Below are 20467 nucleotides of genomic sequence, written 5' to 3'. Positions count from 1 at the left end.
GAAACAAAAAAAGAAAGGAAGTATGTTGTTTTTGCTTCTAATAACATCATACAAGTGAAAATGGAAAAATTAATTTGTGCGATTGTAAGAAATTACAGAAAGATGATGGACTATTGGATGACAGAAACAAAATGGGGATTTAAGCGTGCTGCGATTGCTCTCATGACACCCTTTATAATCGGAGCGATAATGATGAAATTTAATGAGATGATTGCAGTGAAAGTGGGATTGCTTTCTATGGTAATATTTGGGCTATTGTGGTTTTTTATGTATTTGGATTCAGGTACCAAATTTGTTCATTTCATATCGAGAGGTAAATATGATAACCCAAGACAGTTATTACAAAATATGACGCATTTATCGTACATATATGGAATAATTATTTCTATTAATGTAGAATATATCATTTTTTTTATTGTCTGTGTTATTGAAATTATATTGGAACGAGAAGTATATTTTCCTAATATAGAGATATTGTTTTGCATAATATTTTTTGCTTTTAGTTTTTTCTATTTTGCATTTCATTTATATATAAATCCAAAAAAAATAGAAATATCATACATAAAACAAAGACTTCAACTGTATACAGTTTTGGGAACATCTGTCAGTTTTATATTGCTTTTAATCAATGAGAATGGTGGTATAAAGATTTTTATTACAGGTATTTTGCTTGATTACCTGTGGATAAATTATTTTATTACAGATAAAGAGAATAAAATAAAAAAGAAAAAAATTTGATAGATGTGACTTCTTGATTGCTAGTTAATATTTAAGTTCATAACCAGAAATTTGATTGAAGTTATCTTTGGTTGAATTTATTCCGAATTTGGAATATAATATTACAGTGCTTGGAGGAAAAAATATGGAGTATTTAACATCAAATGAAATAGCTCAAAAATGGAATATTTCAAGTCGCAGAGTTAGAATACTGTGCGGTGAAGGGAGAGTCGAAGGTGCAATTCAAAAAGGTATTCTTTGGCTAATTCCAAGTAATACTCAGAAGCCGCAAGAACTCCGGAGAGGGAGGAAAAAACAGGGTGATATATAAAACGTGTTACTAGGATAGGGAGGGGATTCTCATGGCGATTCATAATAAATCCCATAATAATCACGCTTTAATGTCTTTGAATAAAATGCGTAAAGAGGAAAGCCTAAAAAATAAAACAAGTTCTGATTTTGAGATGCCTGCAGAAATAAAGCTTTTACATAGTATATCTGATTGTGGAGATTTTTTGAAACAATTACCTGATAAATCGATTCAATTGATTTGCATTGATCCCCCGTATAATCTGGAATTGGCAGGGTGGGATATTTACGAAAATTATATCGAATGGGCATCAAAATGGATTGATGAGGCATATAGAGTTTTATCCGATAATGGAAGTATGGTTATTTTTGGCGGTATACAGTTTAGAGATGCAAAATCAGGAGATTTGTTAGATATAATTCAGTATATTCGTAAAAATACAAAATTTAAATTAGTAAATACAATCATATGGCATTATAAAAATGGTATGTCAGCACATCGTTTTTTTGCAAATAGGCATGAAGAAGCTATATGGCTGGTAAAATCAAATGATTATTACTTTGATTTGGATTCAGTCAGAGTACCATATTCAGAAGAAGATTTAAAAGTTGCATTAAGAGATAAAAGATTAAATCCTGAGACAACAAGAAAAGGAAAGAACCCAACCAATGTGTGGGAAATTGGAAGATTAAATGGAAATAGCAAAGAACGTGTAGGTCATCCAACTCAAAAGCCGGTAGCTATTATAGAACGATTTATAAAAGCACTATCATATCCGGGAGCTACCGTGTTAGATTTCTTTGCAGGTAGTGGAACTGTGGGAAGAGTTTGCATAAATGAAGGAAGAAACTGTTTGATGTGTGACAGTGATAATAAATCTCTTGAATATTTTGCAAAGCATATTTCGTTAATGGAAGAACTGGGACAGAATACACAATATAGAAAAGTTGAAAATATACAAGATTTTTTTGAATATAATACAAAAGGAGATACTGCAAATGAAAAAGGGACAATCTAACAGATTAACAATGCAGCAAAAAGAAGGTCAGGGACCTGTTACAATATTTCATAAAGATGCTCAAATACATGATGCAGAGGTTGGAAATACGTCTTTATTTGTAAAAAAACAGCTAGAGTATGAGTTCCCGATGCTGACTTTTAGATATAGAAAGGATTTATCAAAAAAAGAGATTAATGAAGCATTAAAAAGAGTAGATAAGTATTTAGGACAAACACTTTTTGTGGAAAGTGCGAGTATAAAACCAGATGGTGGAATTATTGAAGTCCAAGATGATGATGGAAATTGGCGTGTTGTAGTTGTATCTGAAGCTAAGCATCAAGGGAAAGATATTGAGAATATTAAGGCGGGGAAGCTTGTTGGAAAAAATAATAATCAAGATCTCATGGCAGCGGGCAATGCTATAGAAAGAGCTTATAAAAATGTAAACGAAATTGCAAATTTTATGCTGTCTGAAAATTACTTTCCATATATTCTATTTCTTGAAGGGTCAAATTTTTTGACTCAAAATGTTATTGTTACAAGACCAGATGGAAGAAAAGTAACATTAGTATACAATGATGGAATGTTAAATCGTTTAGATAGATTAACTGCAGCAAACTATGGTATGCCAATCAACACAAATTTGTGTGAAAACAGATTTGTTAAATGTAATGGAGCAACAATAATGCTTCAAGCAGCTTCAATATATACCAAAGGCGAAGGCGGTCATTGGGATGCAAAGGATATGATAGAAGTTATGATGGATGTTGCAAGAACATCACTAAAAATGCTTGGTAAAGACTTGTTTAACCAGCTTATAAAGAAGTAGGAAAATATAATGAAAAAAAGAGAAGTCGATCATTCACTGTTAGATAAGGCGAAGATTAATAAGAAAGATGAATTTTATACGCAACTAATAGATATTGAAAAAGAAGTGGTTTATTATACAAAACACTTTAGAGATAAGGTGGTTTATTGTAATTGTGACGATCCGGAGTATTCAAATTTTTGGAAATTTTTTTATGAGCATTTTGAAGAATTGGGATTAAAAGGATTGAATGCAACATATTTTGGAGAAGATGCAAGATTCTACAATTATGATGGAAAAGAAATAACTATTACACAATTAAAAGAAAATGGAGATTTTCGGAGCAATGAGTGTATACAGGTATTAAAGCAGAGTGACATAGTGGTAACCAATCCTCCGTTTTCTTTGTTTCGTGAGTATATCAGTCAATTAGATAAATATGATAAGGATTTTTTGGTTATAAGCAATATAAATGCGATTACTTATAAAGAGGTTTTTCCATTAATTCAATCCAATAAGGCATGGTTAGGAGTTTGCTTTGGAAGAGGTATATCAGGGTTTATTGTTCCAGAAAGCTATGAATTATATGGAACAGAAACAAAGGTTGATGAAAATGGAAACAGAATAATTTCACCGAATAATTGTATGTGGTTAACTTCTTTGGATAATGAGAAGAGACATCAGCCCATTGAATTGGTTAAGCAATATGAGGGAAATGAGGAATCATATCCTTTTTATGATAATTATCGGGGAATAAATGTGAATAAAACGCAAGATATTCCGATGGATTATATGGGTGCAATGGGGGTGCCGATTACTTTCTTAAATAAATATGATCCTGAGCAGTTTGAGATTATCAAATTTAGGAAAGGTGATGATGACAAAGATTTGAAAATAAATGGTAAAGCACCATATTTTCGTATTCTTATTAAACGAAAGACAGCATAGTAATACGTGACATGAGACTATTTGGGATAGTGTTCATGTCACTTTTGTATTTTTGCTGGTCATAAGAAATGTTAGTATATAGACAGCCTTTTAAGAGATGCTTTTACATATTTTTCATCTATATCGATTCCAATAAAACGTCGGTTATTCTTTAATGCAGCTTCGCCTGTAGTGCCAACTCCCATGAATGGATCAAAGATGATGTCATTTGGGTTAGAGGAAATTAACAGAAGATGCTCAATAAGTTCAAGTGGCTTTTGCGTTGGATGTTTCGGAGAGATGATTTTTTCGGGAAACATACATGATGGGCACTCGAAGAAGTTGTGCATTTGGTCTTGAGAAGAAAAATTCCAAGTGTGACCTTTATTCCAGAGACACACAACTAGTTCACAACTGTTCAAAAAACTGTTGTGGTATACACTTTGTGTGGGAGTTGTCTTATGCCAAACGAATATCTGGAATGTTGAGAATAACGGGTTAAATGCATCATACCATTTGCCAAGTAATGAATAACTAGTGAATATGAATATATTCCCCGTGGGTTTTATTATTCTGGTAAACGGTTCTATATAGTCATTTGGATTTAAAGGAATGCTATCCCATTCGGCGATTTTGTTATTGATTGTTTTACCGTTATTTAAATGAATATTTCCTCTAGCAAATTGGGATAGATTGTATGGGGGATCTGTCAAAATTAGGTCAATAGATGAGTCTGGCAATCTTTTCATAAAATCAAGGTTGTTTTCGTTAAAAAGTTTATATGCGCTTGAATTAGTACTAAACAATTATCCCTCCTGTGAAAATTTTTCTGTTTTCTTTGAATGTGTATCATCTTTGACTTCTGAATCGGGAAGGAATACAAGAATATCATTTGGAGTGCAATCTAAGGCAGTACAAATGCTTTCAACTTTATCAAGGGCAATGTATTGTCCGTTTTTTATTTTTGAAATTATATTAGCAGAAATATTAGCGGCTCTCATTAGCTGAGAATGCGATATTTCACGCTCAATTAGTATGTGTTGCAATTTTTTATAGCTTACGCTCATGTTCCTACCTCCAGAATAAAATAAAGGTATCACATTTCTGTGAAAAAATCAATAAAAACATGAAAATGAGACAGGGGTATCCAAATCTCTACAACCTTTCTGCCTGAAGACCGATGGCCCCCTTCGTGCGAATTTTCGCAGAATTAAACAGGGGGGATACCCATAGAATCCATATTATATGAAAATTCCCATAGAATACCGCTTCTTTAGCCGATTTTGTTTTGCCGGATAATACCAAAATACGCATAAAAACCATGTGTAAAACGATAGAAAAAGCACAGTTTTTATGCGTATTTTTTTGTAGAAATATAATTAAAAACGTTTTGCTATTCTGTGCCATCAGAGTGATATATGTACTACCGAAAAAGAAAGGCGGGTACATATTATGAAGAATGAAATCAGATTTACATTGGAATCGAAGCAGAGACCGAAGCTGGCACAGGAGATTGGAAAAATACTTGGAACAGTACCACATTATGAGCGAGTACCAAGCTGTGCTTACGATATTGCAGGATACCGACTGGACAAAGAGGGAGTGCTGCACATCCCGGAGGGAGTAGCGGTAGAAATGGTAGAACACTTAATTCGGCAATTACGAGAGTGTGGTTTTCAAGATGATGCGGAATTTACTGAAGAAGTGCCAATGCAGCAGGACAAGCTTACAATAGCTGTTCCGAAAGAAATCCTTACGGATACGGCATTGGAAAATTTACAGAAGATCATAGCAAATAAGCAGATACTTTTTCAACGTGCATTTCGGACGGACAGCACAGAAATTGGCATTACAAAGGAAAAAATAAATTTCACATGGTTTCCATACACAACGGATGTCGATGAGATCGCAGCCTATACGCAATTTATCTCAAGACTGTGTGATATGGCAAAAGATGCAAAAAGGGTATCATCAAAGCCGACCGAAACGGACAATGACAAATATGCTTTCCGCTGTTTTCTGCTCAGACTTGGCTTTATCGGAAAAGAGTATAAGACAGCGAGAAAGATTCTGCTTAGAAATCTTACGGGAAATTCAGCATTCCGCTGCGGAGAATAAGGATAAAATGACATGGGGTGTCGGTGCAGACCGATGCCCTTTTTCTATGGGAAAAACAGTTGGGGCAACTTGTGGCAGATGATTTAGGTTATTCTTATAGAGCCTATATAGAAAATAACCTATATTACTTGCCACATCTTGCCCCATTGTGAAAACAGCCGTGGTCACGCCCAGCGGTTATCATTTTCTTCCTGTATCTTTCTGTGATATGCAGTGCGGGATTTTCTTCGGTTTCGTTCCTTTTTACATTCTGGATTGTCACAGTATTTCTGGCGGTTTCCGTTTTTGATGAACAGACGGCCGCAGCACTCACAGGTGGCAACGCCCACACGGTCGGCATAAGCAATGGGGTAATCCGTAGGGATAGATACATATTGCGACAGAGCGAATCGGGCAGCATCAAAAACAGAATGGAAATCCGGCATGACCTTCAATTCTCCATTTTCATCCAGTCCCAACTTCATGGTTACGCCACTCATTTTATTTAGGTAAGCTGATATTTTACCGAGATGTTTCTGCATAGGAAACGAATTAAAATCTGCAAATTCATTCGTCCATGTAATCTGCGCAAGATCCGTGGAAACGTCAAGCCGTTCCAGACATTTTTTGAACATCAGGATGACAAGGGTATCCCGGTACAGGCTTTCGAGATCTTTCCGCATGGTGTGAACATCAAAAGTGAAATTACCAAGAATGTTAGTGGAAAAATCCCAGTATTCCGTATCCTTTTCAATATCCCAACGATATTCTTCGATGTCCTCAGAGGCATAGTAGGGGTGTGCGTACTGCTGACACCAAGAAATGATATCATCGGCAGCAGTGTAGTCATCTTTTCCACGGATACTCTGGTACAGGTTATTCAGAGAAAGCCAGAGCTCATTTCCGTCCAAGCCGTATCCACGGTTGAGTTTCGGAACATCGCCCTTGCCCAGACAGGCGGTGATTACGATTTTTCCATTCTGTTCTGTCTTTTCATAGCATTTGAAAGTTGCGGTCAGCCGTGCATCCGCACTCATTTTCCCCAAACTGAAATCTTCGTTCATATTCTACCTCCATTCTTACCGATAGAATTTGCTTTCGGTACGAGTTCTTACCAATAGAAAATAGCCTTTGGTAACATTATAAAGTATACTGTGATAGAAAACAAGAGCAATTCATGTTTGGAATGCAGGGAGGAGGATGGCTATGGATAAAGTTACGATGAGCGTACAGGAAATGGCAATGCAGATGGGAATCAGCCTGAGCAAAGCGTATGCACTGACCAGAGAAGCGGATTTTCCAATCGTCCGTGTAGGCAAGCGGGTATTGGTTCCTGTTTCTGAATTTAAGGTGTGGTTATCGGCAAGAGCCACGGAGAAATGATACGTCAGAAAATAAGCGGGGAAGGAGGAGCACAGAATGTATGAGAAACTTCCGGAACAGTTGAAAAAAGACGGACGGTTCTGTCTGTGGAAATATGAAGAAAGAAACGGACGCATGACAAAAGTGCCGTATCAGACAAATGGCAGAAAAGCGAGCAGTGCCGATAAAAATACCTTTTCGGATTTTCGATTGGCAGTCAGTGCAATGGATGGTTATGACGGAATCGGTATGGGTGCATTTGATGATTTCTGCATGGTAGATATCGACCACTGTGTGTTTGGTGGAAAGCTGACACAAATGGCAGAAGATGTCGTGTGGAAAATGGACTCCTATACAGAATTCAGTCCCTCCGGCACGGGAGTCCGCATTGTATGTAAGGCATCTTCCCTGTCTTATGATACGGGCAGATATTACATCAATAATCAGAAACTTGGTCTGGAAATCTATGCAGCAGGTGTAACAAAGAAATTCTGTACTCTGACAGGAAATGTGATCCGCAACCGTGGTGTTGAAGAGCGAAGCACTGAAATTGGGGAAATACTGGAAACTTATATGCTCCGTCCGATTTCTAAGAAAAAGAACGATGTACAGGATATTCCCGGCAGTTATCTGTCCGATGATTCCGTGGTCCGCTTGGCATCGGATTCCAGACAGGGCGAAAAGTTCAAAGCCTTGTGGAATGGAGAAATTCCGGAAGGAAAATCCCACAGCGATGCGGATATGTCGCTTGCAAGTATCCTTGCATTCTGGTGTGGCGGTGACACAGAGCAGATGGACAGGCTGTTCCGAAGATCGAGATTGATGCGGAGCAAGTGGGACCGTGTGCAGAGTGGATCAACCTACGGTGCATTGACGCTGGAAAAGGCAGTGGCACAGGCACTGGATTTCTACAGGCCTTATGCAAAATCATCAGCGGAGAGCGATTTCGATGATATGCTGCAGAAGCTGATAGAACTGAACGTGTCGGATAACAGCAGATACCCGTGGAATGACAACGGCTCAGGCAGATTGTTTGCGGATGTGTATAAAGATATCGCAAGGTATGTGCCGGAAAGGAAAAAGTGGTATGTGTATGACGGGACCCGGTGGATTCCAGACATTGGCGAACTGAAAACAATGGAGCTTGCAAAATTCCTTGCGGACAGTTTGGTCAGATATGCCCTGACAATTACCGATGAGCGCAGAAGAAAGGACTATCTGGAATTTTCTGCGAAATGGCAGAGCCGGAATTACCGCAACACGTATATCAGTGATGCCCAGAGTGTGTATCCGATTGCAATGTCTGAGTTCGACCGCAATGTTTATTACCTGAACTGTCAGAACGGAACATTGGATCTGCAGACGGGAGAGTTCCATCCACACACACCACAGGATAAGCTGACCAAGATTGCCGGGGCAGCCTATGATCCGAATGCCAAGAATCCACGTTTTACCAGATTTGTTTCAGAGGTGATGAGTGGGGATACGGAGAAAGCAAGGTTCAGGCAGAAAAGCCTTGGTTACGGTCTGACAGGGGATACCCGCTATGAATGTATGTTTTTCTACTATGGTGCAACTACCAGAAATGGAAAAGGGACTCTGATGGAAAGCACACTTCATGTGATGGGAGATTACGGTTTGACTGTCCGACCGGAAACGATTGCTGCAAAGCCGTCTGCCAACAGCCAGAACCCGACAGAGGATATTGCACGTCTTGCCGGAGTGCGGTTCGCCAATATCTCAGAGCCAAGGCGGGGACTGGTGCTGAATGAAGCACAGATCAAAAGCATGACGGGAAATGATACACTGAATGCCAGATTCCTGCATGAAAACAGTTTTGATTTTAAACCACAGTTCAAGCTGTATGTAAATACAAATTATCTTCCGGCTATTACGGATATGACACTGTTTTCGAGCGGACGTGTCGTAATCATTCCCTTTGACAGACATTTTGAGGAATGGGAGCAGGAACAGAATCTGAAAGCAGAATTTTCCAGGCCGGAGGCAGCAAGTGCCATCTTAAACTGGCTGATTGAAGGCTACACCATCTTGAAAGAAGAAGGTTTCGCTCAGCCAAAAGCAGTAAAAGATGCCACCATGTCCTATCAGCATGACAGCGATAAGATGGAACTTTTTGTGGAGGAATTTCTGGAACAGGAGAAGGATGCGGAATGCCGGACATCGGCAGTGTATCAGGCATACCGAAACTGGTGCAATGACAATGGATATTTTGCGGAGAACAGCCGGAATTTTAATCAGGCACTCCGCACAATCGGTACGATAGTCCGCAGGCGTCCAAGGGATGGCGGAGAAAAGACTACACTTTTAACTGGATATCGGCTCTTGTGCAGAGATTTCTTCTGTTAAGAAAAAAGGAGGTACACATGGGAAAACAGAAAGCAGCACCACCGATGCGGTTTGAGCCATCGGATTTTTCAACAGACAAGTACAGATGTGTGAATGTCATCAATTTAAGGGACAGATGCCCGGTCATTATCATGGCAAGCGAATCCTGTGACCCGCCTTATTACCGTGTGGTTGACGGGTCATTGGAGATGTTTTATCTGTCCTATTCTGAAGCAGTGGATTATTGCAGACAGAGTGGTTATATGACACAAAAATAATTTTTCAGGAGGTTTATTATGATTAACAGTACAGCTTATTATAACGATTTTTGGAACGAAATGAGAGGAAAACAGGCAGTTACGGACAGCCTTTATAACAACCGTGAAAGCAAGACAAATGCGTACCATCTGCCCGGAGAATCAAATAAAAAATATACGGCAGTACTACAGAAAGAAAGTGCAGTCCGTCAGCTGGCAACCGTTGTGAATGCGACCAGAAGTGACAGCCGTCTTTGGACATTTGACTGTGAAGGTCAGGCTGAATGGGGCGATATGGTCAATCTGGAGGGCATGGATAACGAGGACGATTTTCAGAGATTTGAAGTACAGGCATACCGATTGTCCGAGCTTGTCAGACTTGGATTGGAGTTCGCTTCTGACCAGTCCTTTGCCATAGAGGATTATGTAATCGGGAAAATGGCACGTTGTTTTGGCACAAGCGAGGAACAGGCGTTTATCAACGGAACAGGGGAAAATCAGCCGACAGGTATTCTGCACGCCACTGACGGAGCAGAAACGGGCGTGACGGCAGAGAGTGATTCTGCTATCAGCTATGATGAGATCATCAAACTGTATCTATCCGTGGATAAGAAATACCGTAAACATGGTACATGGCTTATGAATGACGAAACGGCTCTGGCACTCCGTACCCTCAAAGATTCAGCCGGAAACTATCTGTGGAAGGAAAGTGATGAAACGATTTTCTCAAAACCTGTGCAGATTGTTGATTCCATGCCGTCTATCGGAAAGGGGCAGAAAGTAATCGCATTTGGAGATTTCAGCAATTACTGGCTCGTTCAGCGTTTTCCGCTGACTATCCGCACATTGAAAGAAAAGTTTGCCATGCGTGGACAGGTAGGATATCTGGGATGCGAGTATCTGGATGGAAAGTTGATCCGTAAGGATGCAGTCAAGGTACTTCAGATGGCAGCAGACTAAGCAGTTGGGGCTGTGGAAATACTGCAGCCTCGTATGGAAGGAGGATTGCACATGACAATAGAAAAACATGATACTACGGAAAATACACTTGTTCCTGTGAGTGAAAAGTACACACTGACAATCAAAGAAGCAGCATCGTATTTTAATATCGGGACAAAGAAAATGCGTAGACTGGCAGAAGATAACAGAGGAAGATTTGCGGTATTCAGCGGAAACAGGTATCTGATTATCCGCCCGCAGTTTGAAAAATTTATCAGTGCTTCTTCGGAGATATAATTCCGTTTGTCTGCCGAAAGTAGTTGATATTATCAGCGTTCAGAGTGATATATAGTATGACCTCGAAAACCTGTGAAAACAGCCACTTTTGGCAGAAAGGAAGTGCTTTATGGCAAGACCAAATTTAGCAGAAAAGGATATTTTAAATCCTTCTGAGGCAATTGAATATTTTGTTTTGAGCCGGAGAAAATTTTATGATTTATTGAATAATACGGATGGAGAAGATTTTCTGGCATACTACGGAGAACGCAAGCTGATTCTTCGTGTAGCCTTTGAAAGGTATCTGCGTAACCATCCAGAACTAAGGAGGCGGGTATAATGGCAAAGGCAGGAAGAGGACAGACAAGGCGGGATTCCAAACGCAGAGTATTAAGACCGGGAGAAAGCGTAAGGGCAGACGGAAAATATCAATATAAATATCATATTGATGGAAAACCACATTTTGTATACAGTTGGAAATTGGAGCCTACGGACAAACTTCCAAAGGGCAAGAAACCATGCCTTTCCCTTCGAGAGTTGGAAAAACAAGTAAACACAGATTTAGATTTGCTTGTGAATATCGTAGACGGACAGATGACAGTCTGTGAACTGGTAGACCGATATTTGAAAACAAAGACTGGAGTAAGGCAAAGCACGAAACAGGGATATGTTACAGTACAGAGATTACTTGCAAAGGAAGCATTCGGTAAAAAGACGATACGAAGTGTGAAAACTTCCGATGCAAAGCTGTTTCTTATCAAATTGCAGCAGGAAGATGGCAAAAGCTACAGTTCCATTCATACCATCCGTGGAGTGTTGCGACCAGCCTTTCAGATGGCGGTGGATGATGACATTCTGGTAAAGAATCCATTCGGATTTCAACTTGCCGGAGTATTGGTAAATGATGCAGTTACAAGAGAGGCAATCACAAAAGATCAGATGAGAAAGTTCTTAAAGTTTGTGCATGACGATGTGGTGTACTGTAAATATTATGAAGTGGTGTACATACTCTTTCATACGGGAATGAGAATATCAGAATTTTGTGGTTTGACGCTGAAGGACATTGATCTTGAGAACAGAACTGTAAATATTGACCACCAGTTGCAGCGAACATCAGATATGCGGTATATCATAGAAACTACAAAGACGGATGCCGGAACAAGAGTATTACCAATCACGGAGGATGTGGCACAGATGTTTCAGGCAATCATTGAGGATAGAAACGCACCGAAAGTGGAGAAAGCCATAGATGGATATAGCGGATTTCTATTTTATGATGATAATGGAATGCCACTTGTGGCAATGCATTGGCAGCACCGATTCAATCATATGGTCGGCAGATACAATGACATTTACCGAGTGCAGATGCCAAACATTACACCTCATGTATGCCGACACACCTATTGCAGTAATATGGCGAAATCGGGAATGAATCCCAAGACATTGCAGTACCTCATGGGGCATTCGGATATATCGGTCACAATGAATGTGTACACGCATATCGGATTTGATGATGCTGAGGAAGAATTGAAGCGAATGGAAGAGTTTAGGAAGGCACAGGCAGAGGTTGAGCAGAAGAAAGAGAAACCAATGTCACAGAAGATGTTTAAGGTAATTTAATATGGAAGATAGGTAACGCTCTGGCTTAGGCTGGGGCGTTTTTTCTATGGAAAAGAAATATAAATGGCGATATAATATAATTTAGGGAGATTTAGCATTTAGGAGATGATATGGTGAACATATATGAGTTATTGAATCGGAGTATTGTGAATAAAAGATATTCGTTGTCACCTAATTTGTTTATTGAAGCTGATAGGATCGAATTAAGTGAAGAAGAAAAAAGTATTTTTGATTTATTGAAAAACATAGTTTCATTGGGAACAAAAATTCATGATGATGGAATAGAATTTCATCCTATGTTTGTAATGGCAGATGGTAGTCGAACTTTTTCAATAGAAGATATATCAGAAGATGATTATTTGATATTGCATAGTTTGGAATTAGATAAAATGCCATTGATTTTACGTGCACTGATTGCGGATATATTGTGGACTAATAAAAAAGAATTTAGTGCTGCTAAAATTGCAGCAGATGCATATTGGAAATTATTTATGTTGTGGTATACGGATGAAGATAATGTCGGTACAATTGATATGATTCGCAGAGCAGTATGCATTTCAGTACAAACAAAACAAACTACATTGTATAATGAAATACAAGAGTGGTTTAACGAGTTTATAGATACTAAGGCTGCAAGTGCCGAAGGCTTTTTTTCGTTGAGAATAATGGAACTTTTCTTTAAGCAAAAGAATTTTGATGTATCCATAATTTTGAAAGTATTAGATGATTTGATTGATGGCAACAGTGATAATATTGCAAAGGTAGAACAAGCATATAAATTAAAAACGGAATGTTTGTTTAAATTGAAAAGAAAGGAAGATGCAATAAAAAATAACAATTTATTGGCAGATTATTATCTGGAGTTTGCAGAGAAAATATTCAAGAAGGATATACAAGGGGCATTAAGGGCTGTCAATTTTTATCAAAAAGGAATAATGCTATATCGCAATAATGGAGAATCAGACAAAGCAGACGCCGCTCATAAAAGACTCGTTGAAATACAAAAAGAAATACCTAAAATAATGGTGCCATTTTCTGTTGAATTAGATATAAAAGGTGTTATCGATAATCTAAAAGCAAATATGGAAGGATTATCATTTGAAGAATGTGTAATTCGGTTGACACAGATGTTTGTGTTTGAGAAACAGGAAGATATAAAAAAACGTGTAATAGAAGAATTTAAAGATAATCCTATTTCACATTTATTTGGGAAGAGTTTAATAAATGCTCAAGGACAAACGGTATTGGCGTTACATCCGCTAGATATTCATGACCCAGAAAAAGATCCGAAACTTATGGAGCTACATATGTATCAAAATGCATTGGAAAAACAAAAAGTTGCTGGTGATATTTGGGTGAAGAATGCTTTAATTATAATAAGAGATAAATTTGTTATTGATAAGTCTATGATGGAGTTTTTAGTTAAAGATAATCCAATTATTCCCGATGGAAGAGAACGAATTTTCCAAAGCGGATTATATATGTTCTTGAACGGAGACTATTATGAAGCGTTACATATTCTTGCACCACAGGTAGAAAATCTTTTTAGAAATATTGCACGAGAGGTAGGTGGATTAACAGTAACTTTAGAAAAAGATGGCTCGTCAATGGAAAAAGTGCTGAGTTCTATTCTGTCGTTGCCAGAATTGGTTGATTGTTATGATAATGATATTTTATTTACATTTAGAGGACTGTTAAATGAACAAGCGGGTGCAAATATAAGAAATGAGATTGCACATGGTATCATAAGTGAATATGCTTGCTCTACAGGTGTTTGCTTATATTTTGGAGTGGCGGTTATAAAATTACTTTCGCTTACATCTGCTTCATGCTATCAGATATTAAAGAATAGTGAAAAACTAAAACATTTTGAGATGCCAAGAAAGGATGCACTTAAAGTAATACATTGATGATAAAAATCCTTAGTAGTAACCAAATCCCGTTTTACTACCAACTTTACTACTAACAGCCCACAACAACTTGCTCCATCTTGCCCTATTTTGCCAAGATGTCAGCCAATACACACATTTCACAAATCCCCGAAATCCCTTGCAAAACAGGGCATTCCGGGGCAAAACAAGGAGAACCAAAACAATGATAAAAGTACTTTTTATATGCCACGGCAACATCTGCCGCTCACCAATGGCAGAATTCATTTTTAAAGACATGGTTTCTAAACAAGGTCTTTCAGACCGATTTTATATCGCATCTGCTGCAACCAGCACTGAGGAGATATGGAATGGAATCGGGAATCCGGTATATCCTCCGGCGCGAGAGGAGCTTGCTAAGCATGGGATTGATTGTAAGGGTAAGCGCGCAGTTCAACTAACGAAGGCAGATTATGATAAATATGATTATATTCTCGGTATGGACCACTGGAATCTGAAGAATATGTTAAGAATATTGAAATCAGATCCAGAGGACAAGGTTAAACTTCTTCTGGATTACAGTGATGATCCGAGGGATATCGCAGATCCATGGTATACAGGTGGATTTGATGTCACATATTCGGATGTGGTGGAGGGCTGTGAGGCTTTTCTGGAATATCTGAAAGATAAAAAGAAACTGTAATAAATATTGTCGATGAAATTTACTTTACAAATAGCTGTGGCTATTTTATACTATGTCTACAGCGACTCTTAAGGGGGCTTTCGCTCCCTTATTTTCTTTTTTCCGAAAACGGAAAGTCAACGTTCAAATCAGGGCATCCTGCCCGTATTATTTTCAAAGCAAGAAAGGAACTGAATATGCAGAAAGACTATGAAACATTCGTAGAGAAACTGGAGATTGGTATTTACGAGGCTACAGGGATTCCGAGGGAAAATATTTCTTTTGAGAAAGAAGGCGGGAGGTTTGCGCCTGTAGGAGACAGACTGCTGGTGAAGTTTGCAGAGCATGATGATGCCTGGGAGGTCTGTGGACTTTATACACAGGAACTTTTTAAATCTTATCAGAATGGCAGTCCGTTTGAGGAAATTATAAAAGAAATCACAGATGATCTGAATCGAATAAAAAAGGCGGATATTTATGAGAAAACAAGAGTGATCAGGGATTATGAGAAGACAAAACCCCGCCTGTTTATAAGATTGCTGAATGCAGATAAATATTCCGCGGATCTTCAGGATGCGGTGTATAAAACCCTTGGTGATATTGCACTTGTGCTTTATATGAAAGTTACGGAATATGAAGGATGTGTGACAAGTACAAAAATCCGGCAGGGAATGCTGGAACAGTGGGGGAAAGAATGTGATGAAGTGTTTAAGGAGGCGATTCTCAATACGTATTTCATGAGTCCGCCAAGAATTTACAGATGGGAACAGATGATTTTTAATCCGGAATATGAAGGTGAAAGTTTTATGAATCTGGGTGATAAGTGTGAATTGAAGAAAGATGCAATGGGAAATTGTCTCAGTACAACGAAGAAAACAAATGGTGCAGTTGCAGTGTTCCTGCCGGGAGTGGCAGAACAATTGGCATATATGCTGGATTCCGATTTCTATATGGTGTTTACCAGTGTACATGAGGTAATGATCCACAATGATAAATTTGTAGAACCTGAAGATTTGCAGTGTGTTTTGCGGGATACGATCAGGGAGGCTACACCGAAAGAGGACTATCTGACGTCGAGAATCTACCAGTACAATAGGGAAACACATAAATTTATCTGTGTAACTCCACTGGAAAAAGATGAGAAATAAAAATATGAGAGTACTCTGTAAAAAAGTACTCTCATATAAAGGATATTTAGAAACGTTATGAGTAATTTATACGGTTATCCGAGCAGTGCAGAGTCATTGCTGAACTCTTCTCCGCTTGCTTTTTCAAACTGGTCCAGAAGGTTTTTAACTGTCAGTTTTTTCTTTTCTTCTCCCTGGATATCCAGAATGATTTTTCCTTCCATCATCATGATCAGACGATTGCCATGTGCAATAGCGTCCTTCATGTTGTGAGTGATCATCAATGTCGTAAGGTGATCGCGGTTTACGATCATATCTGTAATCTCCAGAACTTTGGCAGCTGTTTTCGGATCAAGAGCTGCGGTATGTTCATCCAGAAGCAGAAGCTTTGGTTTCTGAAGCGTTGCCATCAGAAGAGTAAGAGCCTGTCTCTGACCACCCGAGAGAAGCCCTACTTTAGAAGTCAGTCTGTCTTCCAGACCAAGACCAAGAATTTTCAGGAGCTCTTTGTATTCTTCGCGCTCTGCTTTAGTGATTCCGGAGCGGAGAAGACGGGATTTTCCGCGGCGTTTTGCAAGTGCAAGGTTTTCTTCGATACCCATTGTTGCAGCGGTTCCTGTCATTGGATCCTGAAACACACGTCCAAGGTATGTAGCACGTTTATGTTCAGAAAGTTTTGTAACATCAATATTGTCGATAAGAATCTGTCCTTCATCAACCGGCCAGGTTCCTGCAACAGCATTTAGCATAGTAGATTTGCCGGCACCGTTTCCTCCGATAACAGTTACAAAATCGCCTTCGTTCAGCTTCAGGTTCAGACCATTTAATGCACGTTTCTCATTAATGGTTCCGGGATTAAAGGTTTTATAGATATTTTTAAGTTCAAGCATTTTTATTTACCTCCCCTTTTGGCTGGTTTATTAAAGTATTTGCCTTTCCAGTATGGGAATGCAAGGAAGAGAGCAACTACGATTGCGGACAGCATTTTCAGCAGGTCAGTGTCGATACCCATCCAGATAACAATCTGAAGTACCAGATAATACAGAATGGAACCGAAGATAACTGCTAACAGGCGAAGGGCAAAGTTGCGGAAAATACGTCCAAAGATTGCCTCACCAATAATAACTGCTGCCAGACCGATAACGATGGAACCACGTCCCATGTTGACATCTGCAAATCCCTGATACTGTGCAAGGAGTGCACTGGAAAGTCCTACCAGACCGTTGGAAATCATAAGTCCGAGAACTTTATTCCTGTTTGTGTTGATACCCTGGGCGCGTGACATATTTGGGTTACATCCGGTTGCGCGAAGGGAACAGCCAAGCTCTGTTCCAAAAAACCAGTAGAGAATGGCAATCAGGAGAATACACATAACTGCTACAATAAAAATTGTGTTTTTGGAAAGAGATGCATTTTTTATATGTCGCAGGGAAACCAGAAGATTATATTTATCAACGTTGATTGCCTGATTTGCTTTTCCCATGATTTTCAGGTTTACGGAATACAGAGATAACTGTGTCAGGATTCCGGCAAGGATTGCGGGAATTCCCATAAAGGTGTGAAAAATTCCGGTTACAAGGCCTGCCAGCATTCCGGCGAGAGTAGCGGCCAACATAGAAATCCAGACATTATGACCGGAAAGCATCATCATAATACACACTGCACCACCGGTGCACATAGTGCCATCAACTGTAAGGTCTGCAATATCAAGAATACGGAAAGTGATATAAACACCGATTGCCATAATTCCCCAGATCAGACCCTGGGCTACTGCACCCGGAAGTGCAGTGATTAATGTTATAATTTGCATTTGTAATTTCCTCCTGTTGAGATGCGAAAAGCGAGAGAGGCGTCAAACCTTTCCCGCTGATCGCATATAAATTGAATTTTTTATAACTGTTTGATAAGCTGTTATTTAAAATCCTGTTGGTGTGAGTATTTTTCAACTGTCTGACCGGATTTATTTGGCAGTTTCTTCAGCAGCCTCGCCGATTGCAACATAATCGTCCGGAACTTCGATGCCCAGCTCTTCGCAGATATCTTTGTTATATTCTTTTGTGAAGTTTGGTGCATATTCGATCGGCATTGTGGAAATATCTTCACCGTCCTTTAAAATCTTAACAGCCATCTTACCGGTTGTAACACCAAGGTCATAATAGCTGATGGAAAGTGTCGCAACACCGCATCCGCTGCAGATACCTTCTTCGCCTGTGATTACCGGAACTTTTGCCGGAAGGCAGATGTTGTTGATGATCTCTGTGTTGGAAGCAACTGTATTATCTGTCGGTACATAAATTACATCACTTGCGTCAGTTGCTGTTGTAGCAACAGAAGAGAGATCATTAGAGTCAGAGAATGCATAATATTCACATGTATATCCGAGTTTTTCAAGTTCAGCTTTTACTGTATCTACCTGATACTGAGAGTTTGCTTCGGCAGAACAGTAGAGAAGACCTACATTTTTTGCATCCGGGAAAAGTTCATTGAGCATTGCTGCCTGCTGATCAAGGGGAGCAAGGTCTGCAGTTCCGGAAATATTTCCGCCCACAGTCCCGTCGAAATCATCCAGTCCAAGTGCAACACCGTATTCAGTAACAGAAGTACCAAGAATCGGAATATCGCTTGTTCCTGCTGCAGCTGCCTGAAGAGCAGGAGTTGCATTTGCAAGAATCAGGTCAACATTATTGGAAACGAAGCTGTTAATGATTGTAGAACAGGTGTTGGAATCTCCCTGTGCGTTCTGCTCGTCAAAGGTAACTGCGTCTTCTCCCAGTTCTTTGGTGACTTCATCCTTGAATCCCTGTGTCGCAGCGTCGAGAGCTTCGTGCTGTACAAGCTGACAGATACCGATTGTATATTTGTCTCCGTCAGCAGCACTTGCTGTTACTGCGCAGGTTCCCATAGCCATGGCTGCTGCAAGAGTGATTGCTAATGCTTTTCTTTTCATAATGATATATCCTCCTAATATAATGTTTAAATTAAGTCAGGTAAGAATTGCGTTTATTATTTGATAATATAAAACTTACCTGAATCCGAAAGATTTTCTGCAGGGAAAGCAGTACTGGTAAATGATTCGGATAATGTCATCGGGCTATTCGACTATGACGTTTTAAAGTATAACGCTTTAGTGTGAAAAAGTCAAGCGACCTGCACAATTATATTTTTAATTCATATAGTATAAAGAGTATATGAAGAAAGCAGAGTGTCGTCATGGCATATTCGATCATGCTGGATGCCGGACATGGAGGTCAGGATCCGGGAGCCGTATATAAGGGAAGACAGGAAAAGAATGACAATCTTAAACTTGCTCTTGCGGTAGGTGAGATTTTAAAAAATAAAGGGATTGACATCTCTTATACCCGTACCGGTGATGTCTATCAGACACCTTTTGAGAAGGCACAGCTTGCAAATCAGGCAGGAGTAGATTACTTTATTTCATTTCACCGAAACAGCAGTCCAAAGGAAAATCAGTATAATGGAGCGGAAGTTCTGATTTATGATAAAAGCGGGATTAAATATCAGATGGCTGAGAATATTCTGGGAGCTCTGGGAGAAGTGGGATTCCGCGAAATCGGTGTAAAAGAGCGGCCGGGACTTGTGGTCCTCAGACGAACCAGGATGCCGGCTCTTTTAATAGAAACCGGATTTATCAATTCCGAAGAAGATAATAAACTGTTTGATAACAAGTTTAGCGATATAGCTCAGGGAATTGCAGATGCGATTCTTGGAAGCCTGGATGAGGAAACAGTGCAGGAACCGCTTTATTACAGAGTGCAGACTGGAGCGTTCAGAAAAAAAGAGAATGCGGACCGTATGTTATATCAGTTACTGGAAAAAGGTTATCCCTCTTTTATGTTACATGAAAACGGATTGTATAAAGTTCAGACAGGTGCCTATCAGCAGATTGGTAATGCAGTAAATATGGAGCAGAGACTGAGGGATGATGGTTACAGTACGGTTATTGTGACAAAATAGCCTTCTGGAAATATTGGAAGTCTGTGCATCGCGAAGCGTGTTGCTGTGAACAGTAACATAAGCAGTGGGGGACATAGTTTTAAGAATTAACTTGGTTGTACGTTAATAGAAAAAATATGGTACACTGTATCTATCTATAGAAATTCCATAGAAATC

General features: G+C 39.3%; 23 protein-coding genes. 17 read left to right on the top strand and 6 right to left on the bottom strand.

The window, feature by feature from the left end:
- The 5 genes from LJE12_RS11960 to LJE12_RS11940 form a co-directional block, all read left to right on the top strand.
- On the top strand, positions 1 to 738 hold a 738-nt coding region (locus LJE12_RS11960; RefSeq protein WP_227292197.1), incomplete at its 5' end, for a hypothetical protein.
- Between the two features lie 124 nt (positions 739 to 862).
- Positions 863 to 1048: a hypothetical protein gene (locus tag LJE12_RS11955; RefSeq protein ID WP_015541237.1), complete on the top strand. Its 186-nt coding sequence runs from the start codon at positions 863 to 865 to the stop codon at positions 1046 to 1048.
- A 31-nt stretch (positions 1049 to 1079) separates the two neighbouring features.
- The gene (locus LJE12_RS11950; protein WP_173701365.1) at positions 1080 to 2045 is read left to right on the top strand and encodes a DNA-methyltransferase; all 966 of its coding nucleotides are present in this window, start codon (positions 1080 to 1082) and stop codon (positions 2043 to 2045) included.
- The gene (locus LJE12_RS11945) at positions 2026 to 2856 is read left to right on the top strand and encodes an EcoRI family type II restriction endonuclease (RefSeq protein ID WP_004850453.1); all 831 of its coding nucleotides are present in this window, start codon (positions 2026 to 2028) and stop codon (positions 2854 to 2856) included. The genes LJE12_RS11950 and LJE12_RS11945 overlap by 20 nt, the downstream gene beginning before the upstream one ends.
- Positions 2857 to 2865: 9 nt before the next feature.
- Positions 2866 to 3783, top strand: a complete 918-nt coding sequence (locus LJE12_RS11940) for an adenine-specific methyltransferase EcoRI family protein (RefSeq protein ID WP_004850455.1) — start codon at positions 2866 to 2868, stop codon at positions 3781 to 3783.
- A 71-nt stretch (positions 3784 to 3854) separates the two neighbouring features.
- On the opposite strand, the gene LJE12_RS11935 is transcribed toward LJE12_RS11940, so the two are convergent.
- Together LJE12_RS11935 and LJE12_RS11930 are read right to left on the bottom strand one after the other, a co-directional pair.
- Positions 3855 to 4568, bottom strand: coding sequence for a DNA-methyltransferase (locus LJE12_RS11935; RefSeq protein WP_173701366.1), 714 nt, complete (start codon positions 4566 to 4568; stop codon positions 3855 to 3857).
- Positions 4569 to 4829, bottom strand: coding sequence for a helix-turn-helix domain-containing protein (locus LJE12_RS11930; protein ID WP_173701367.1), 261 nt, complete (start codon positions 4827 to 4829; stop codon positions 4569 to 4571).
- 385 nt (positions 4830 to 5214) lie between these two features.
- Between LJE12_RS11930 and LJE12_RS11925 the strand changes: the two genes are divergently transcribed.
- On the top strand, positions 5215 to 5880 hold the full coding sequence (locus tag LJE12_RS11925; RefSeq protein WP_173701090.1) for a hypothetical protein: 666 nt from the start codon (positions 5215 to 5217) through the stop codon (positions 5878 to 5880).
- Between the two features lie 164 nt (positions 5881 to 6044).
- On the opposite strand, the gene LJE12_RS11920 is transcribed toward LJE12_RS11925, so the two are convergent.
- Entirely contained in the window at positions 6045 to 6923 is an 879-nt protein-coding gene (locus LJE12_RS11920) for a hypothetical protein (RefSeq protein ID WP_173701091.1), read from the bottom strand.
- A gap of 142 nt (positions 6924 to 7065) precedes the next feature.
- On the opposite strand from LJE12_RS11920, the gene LJE12_RS11915 reads away from it, so the two are divergent.
- From LJE12_RS11915 to LJE12_RS11870, 10 genes are all read left to right on the top strand, one after another.
- Positions 7066 to 7242 (top strand): excisionase family DNA-binding protein, encoded by a 177-nt coding sequence (locus LJE12_RS11915; RefSeq protein WP_015560864.1) that lies wholly within the window; start codon positions 7066 to 7068, stop codon positions 7240 to 7242.
- Positions 7243 to 7278: 36 nt separating this feature from the next.
- Positions 7279 to 9588 (top strand): phage/plasmid primase, P4 family, encoded by a 2310-nt coding sequence (locus LJE12_RS11910; RefSeq protein ID WP_227292196.1) that lies wholly within the window; start codon positions 7279 to 7281, stop codon positions 9586 to 9588.
- A 17-nt stretch (positions 9589 to 9605) separates the two neighbouring features.
- On the top strand, positions 9606 to 9845 hold the full coding sequence (locus tag LJE12_RS11905) for a hypothetical protein (protein ID WP_005612402.1): 240 nt from the start codon (positions 9606 to 9608) through the stop codon (positions 9843 to 9845).
- A gap of 18 nt (positions 9846 to 9863) precedes the next feature.
- The gene (locus LJE12_RS11900; protein ID WP_015560861.1) at positions 9864 to 10784 is read left to right on the top strand and encodes a phage major capsid protein; all 921 of its coding nucleotides are present in this window, start codon (positions 9864 to 9866) and stop codon (positions 10782 to 10784) included.
- A gap of 51 nt (positions 10785 to 10835) precedes the next feature.
- The gene (locus tag LJE12_RS11895; RefSeq protein ID WP_173701093.1) at positions 10836 to 11060 is read left to right on the top strand and encodes an excisionase; all 225 of its coding nucleotides are present in this window, start codon (positions 10836 to 10838) and stop codon (positions 11058 to 11060) included.
- 109 nt (positions 11061 to 11169) lie between these two features.
- Positions 11170 to 11379 carry an excisionase gene (locus LJE12_RS11890; RefSeq protein WP_173701094.1) on the top strand — a complete coding sequence of 70 codons (210 nt, stop codon included), beginning with the start codon at positions 11170 to 11172 and terminating at the stop codon, positions 11377 to 11379.
- Positions 11379 to 12659, top strand: coding sequence for a site-specific integrase (locus LJE12_RS11885; protein ID WP_173701095.1), 1281 nt, complete (start codon positions 11379 to 11381; stop codon positions 12657 to 12659). Before LJE12_RS11890 ends, LJE12_RS11885 begins: the two co-directional genes overlap by 1 nt.
- 110 nt (positions 12660 to 12769) lie before the next feature.
- Positions 12770 to 14569, top strand: a complete 1800-nt coding sequence (locus LJE12_RS11880) for a DUF4209 domain-containing protein (RefSeq protein WP_173701096.1) — start codon at positions 12770 to 12772, stop codon at positions 14567 to 14569.
- Between the two features lie 184 nt (positions 14570 to 14753).
- A complete protein-coding gene (locus tag LJE12_RS11875) occupies positions 14754 to 15230 on the top strand; it encodes a low molecular weight protein-tyrosine-phosphatase (RefSeq protein WP_120062321.1) in 477 nt (158 codons plus the stop codon).
- A gap of 176 nt (positions 15231 to 15406) precedes the next feature.
- Positions 15407 to 16357 carry a DUF5688 family protein gene (locus LJE12_RS11870; RefSeq protein ID WP_022380368.1) on the top strand — a complete coding sequence of 317 codons (951 nt, stop codon included), beginning with the start codon at positions 15407 to 15409 and terminating at the stop codon, positions 16355 to 16357.
- 74 nt (positions 16358 to 16431) lie between these two features.
- On the opposite strand, the gene LJE12_RS11865 is transcribed toward LJE12_RS11870, so the two are convergent.
- From LJE12_RS11865 to LJE12_RS11855, 3 genes are all read right to left on the bottom strand, one after another.
- The gene (locus tag LJE12_RS11865) at positions 16432 to 17226 is read right to left on the bottom strand and encodes an ABC transporter ATP-binding protein (protein WP_008703743.1); all 795 of its coding nucleotides are present in this window, start codon (positions 17224 to 17226) and stop codon (positions 16432 to 16434) included.
- Between the two features lie 2 nt (positions 17227 to 17228).
- Entirely contained in the window at positions 17229 to 18146 is a 918-nt protein-coding gene (locus LJE12_RS11860; RefSeq protein ID WP_118520985.1) for an ABC transporter permease, read from the bottom strand.
- A gap of 150 nt (positions 18147 to 18296) precedes the next feature.
- A complete protein-coding gene (locus LJE12_RS11855; protein WP_008703741.1) occupies positions 18297 to 19283 on the bottom strand; it encodes an ABC transporter substrate-binding protein in 987 nt (328 codons plus the stop codon).
- Positions 19284 to 19546: 263 nt separating this feature from the next.
- Here LJE12_RS11855 and LJE12_RS11850 point away from each other — a divergent pair, with 263 nt between their 5' ends.
- On the top strand, positions 19547 to 20311 hold the full coding sequence (locus LJE12_RS11850) for an N-acetylmuramoyl-L-alanine amidase (protein WP_008703740.1): 765 nt from the start codon (positions 19547 to 19549) through the stop codon (positions 20309 to 20311).
- Positions 20312 to 20467: the final 156 nt, after the last annotated feature.

It is taken from the genome of Blautia sp. DFI.6.71 (assembly GCF_020593585.1).
Taxonomy (GTDB): Bacteria; Bacillota; Clostridia; order Lachnospirales; family Lachnospiraceae; genus Blautia_A; species Blautia_A wexlerae.
The sequence above is the reverse complement of the archived record's forward strand: the minus strand, read 5'-3'. Positions and strand labels throughout refer to the sequence as shown.

Bases quoted from the DNA above. Each gene is read 5' to 3' on its own strand.
- LJE12_RS11865 (WP_008703743.1), bottom strand. From the start codon at position 17,226: ATGCTTGAACTTAAAAATATCTATAAAACCTTTAATCCCGGAACCATT.
- LJE12_RS11940 (WP_004850455.1), top strand. From the start codon at position 2,866: ATGAAAAAAAGAGAAGTCGATCATTCACTGTTAGATAAGGCGAAGATT.
- LJE12_RS11850 (WP_008703740.1), top strand. From the start codon at position 19,547: ATGGCATATTCGATCATGCTGGATGCCGGACATGGAGGTCAGGATCCG.
- LJE12_RS11920 (WP_173701091.1), bottom strand. From the start codon at position 6,923: ATGAACGAAGATTTCAGTTTGGGGAAAATGAGTGCGGATGCACGGCTG.
- LJE12_RS11915 (WP_015560864.1), top strand. From the start codon at position 7,066: ATGGATAAAGTTACGATGAGCGTACAGGAAATGGCAATGCAGATGGGA.
- LJE12_RS11870 (WP_022380368.1), top strand. From the start codon at position 15,407: ATGCAGAAAGACTATGAAACATTCGTAGAGAAACTGGAGATTGGTATT.
- LJE12_RS11855 (WP_008703741.1), bottom strand. From the start codon at position 19,283: ATGAAAAGAAAAGCATTAGCAATCACTCTTGCAGCAGCCATGGCTATG.
- LJE12_RS11895 (WP_173701093.1), top strand. From the start codon at position 10,836: ATGACAATAGAAAAACATGATACTACGGAAAATACACTTGTTCCTGTG.
- LJE12_RS11900 (WP_015560861.1), top strand. From the start codon at position 9,864: ATGATTAACAGTACAGCTTATTATAACGATTTTTGGAACGAAATGAGA.
- LJE12_RS11910 (WP_227292196.1), top strand. From the start codon at position 7,279: ATGTATGAGAAACTTCCGGAACAGTTGAAAAAAGACGGACGGTTCTGT.
- LJE12_RS11955 (WP_015541237.1), top strand. From the start codon at position 863: ATGGAGTATTTAACATCAAATGAAATAGCTCAAAAATGGAATATTTCA.
- LJE12_RS11950 (WP_173701365.1), top strand. From the start codon at position 1,080: ATGGCGATTCATAATAAATCCCATAATAATCACGCTTTAATGTCTTTG.
- LJE12_RS11885 (WP_173701095.1), top strand. From the start codon at position 11,379: ATGGCAAAGGCAGGAAGAGGACAGACAAGGCGGGATTCCAAACGCAGA.
- LJE12_RS11930 (WP_173701367.1), bottom strand. From the start codon at position 4,829: ATGAGCGTAAGCTATAAAAAATTGCAACACATACTAATTGAGCGTGAA.
- LJE12_RS11905 (WP_005612402.1), top strand. From the start codon at position 9,606: ATGGGAAAACAGAAAGCAGCACCACCGATGCGGTTTGAGCCATCGGAT.
- LJE12_RS11925 (WP_173701090.1), top strand. From the start codon at position 5,215: ATGAAGAATGAAATCAGATTTACATTGGAATCGAAGCAGAGACCGAAG.
- LJE12_RS11890 (WP_173701094.1), top strand. From the start codon at position 11,170: ATGGCAAGACCAAATTTAGCAGAAAAGGATATTTTAAATCCTTCTGAG.
- LJE12_RS11875 (WP_120062321.1), top strand. From the start codon at position 14,754: ATGATAAAAGTACTTTTTATATGCCACGGCAACATCTGCCGCTCACCA.
- LJE12_RS11945 (WP_004850453.1), top strand. From the start codon at position 2,026: ATGAAAAAGGGACAATCTAACAGATTAACAATGCAGCAAAAAGAAGGT.
- LJE12_RS11880 (WP_173701096.1), top strand. From the start codon at position 12,770: ATGGTGAACATATATGAGTTATTGAATCGGAGTATTGTGAATAAAAGA.
- LJE12_RS11860 (WP_118520985.1), bottom strand. From the start codon at position 18,146: ATGCAAATTATAACATTAATCACTGCACTTCCGGGTGCAGTAGCCCAG.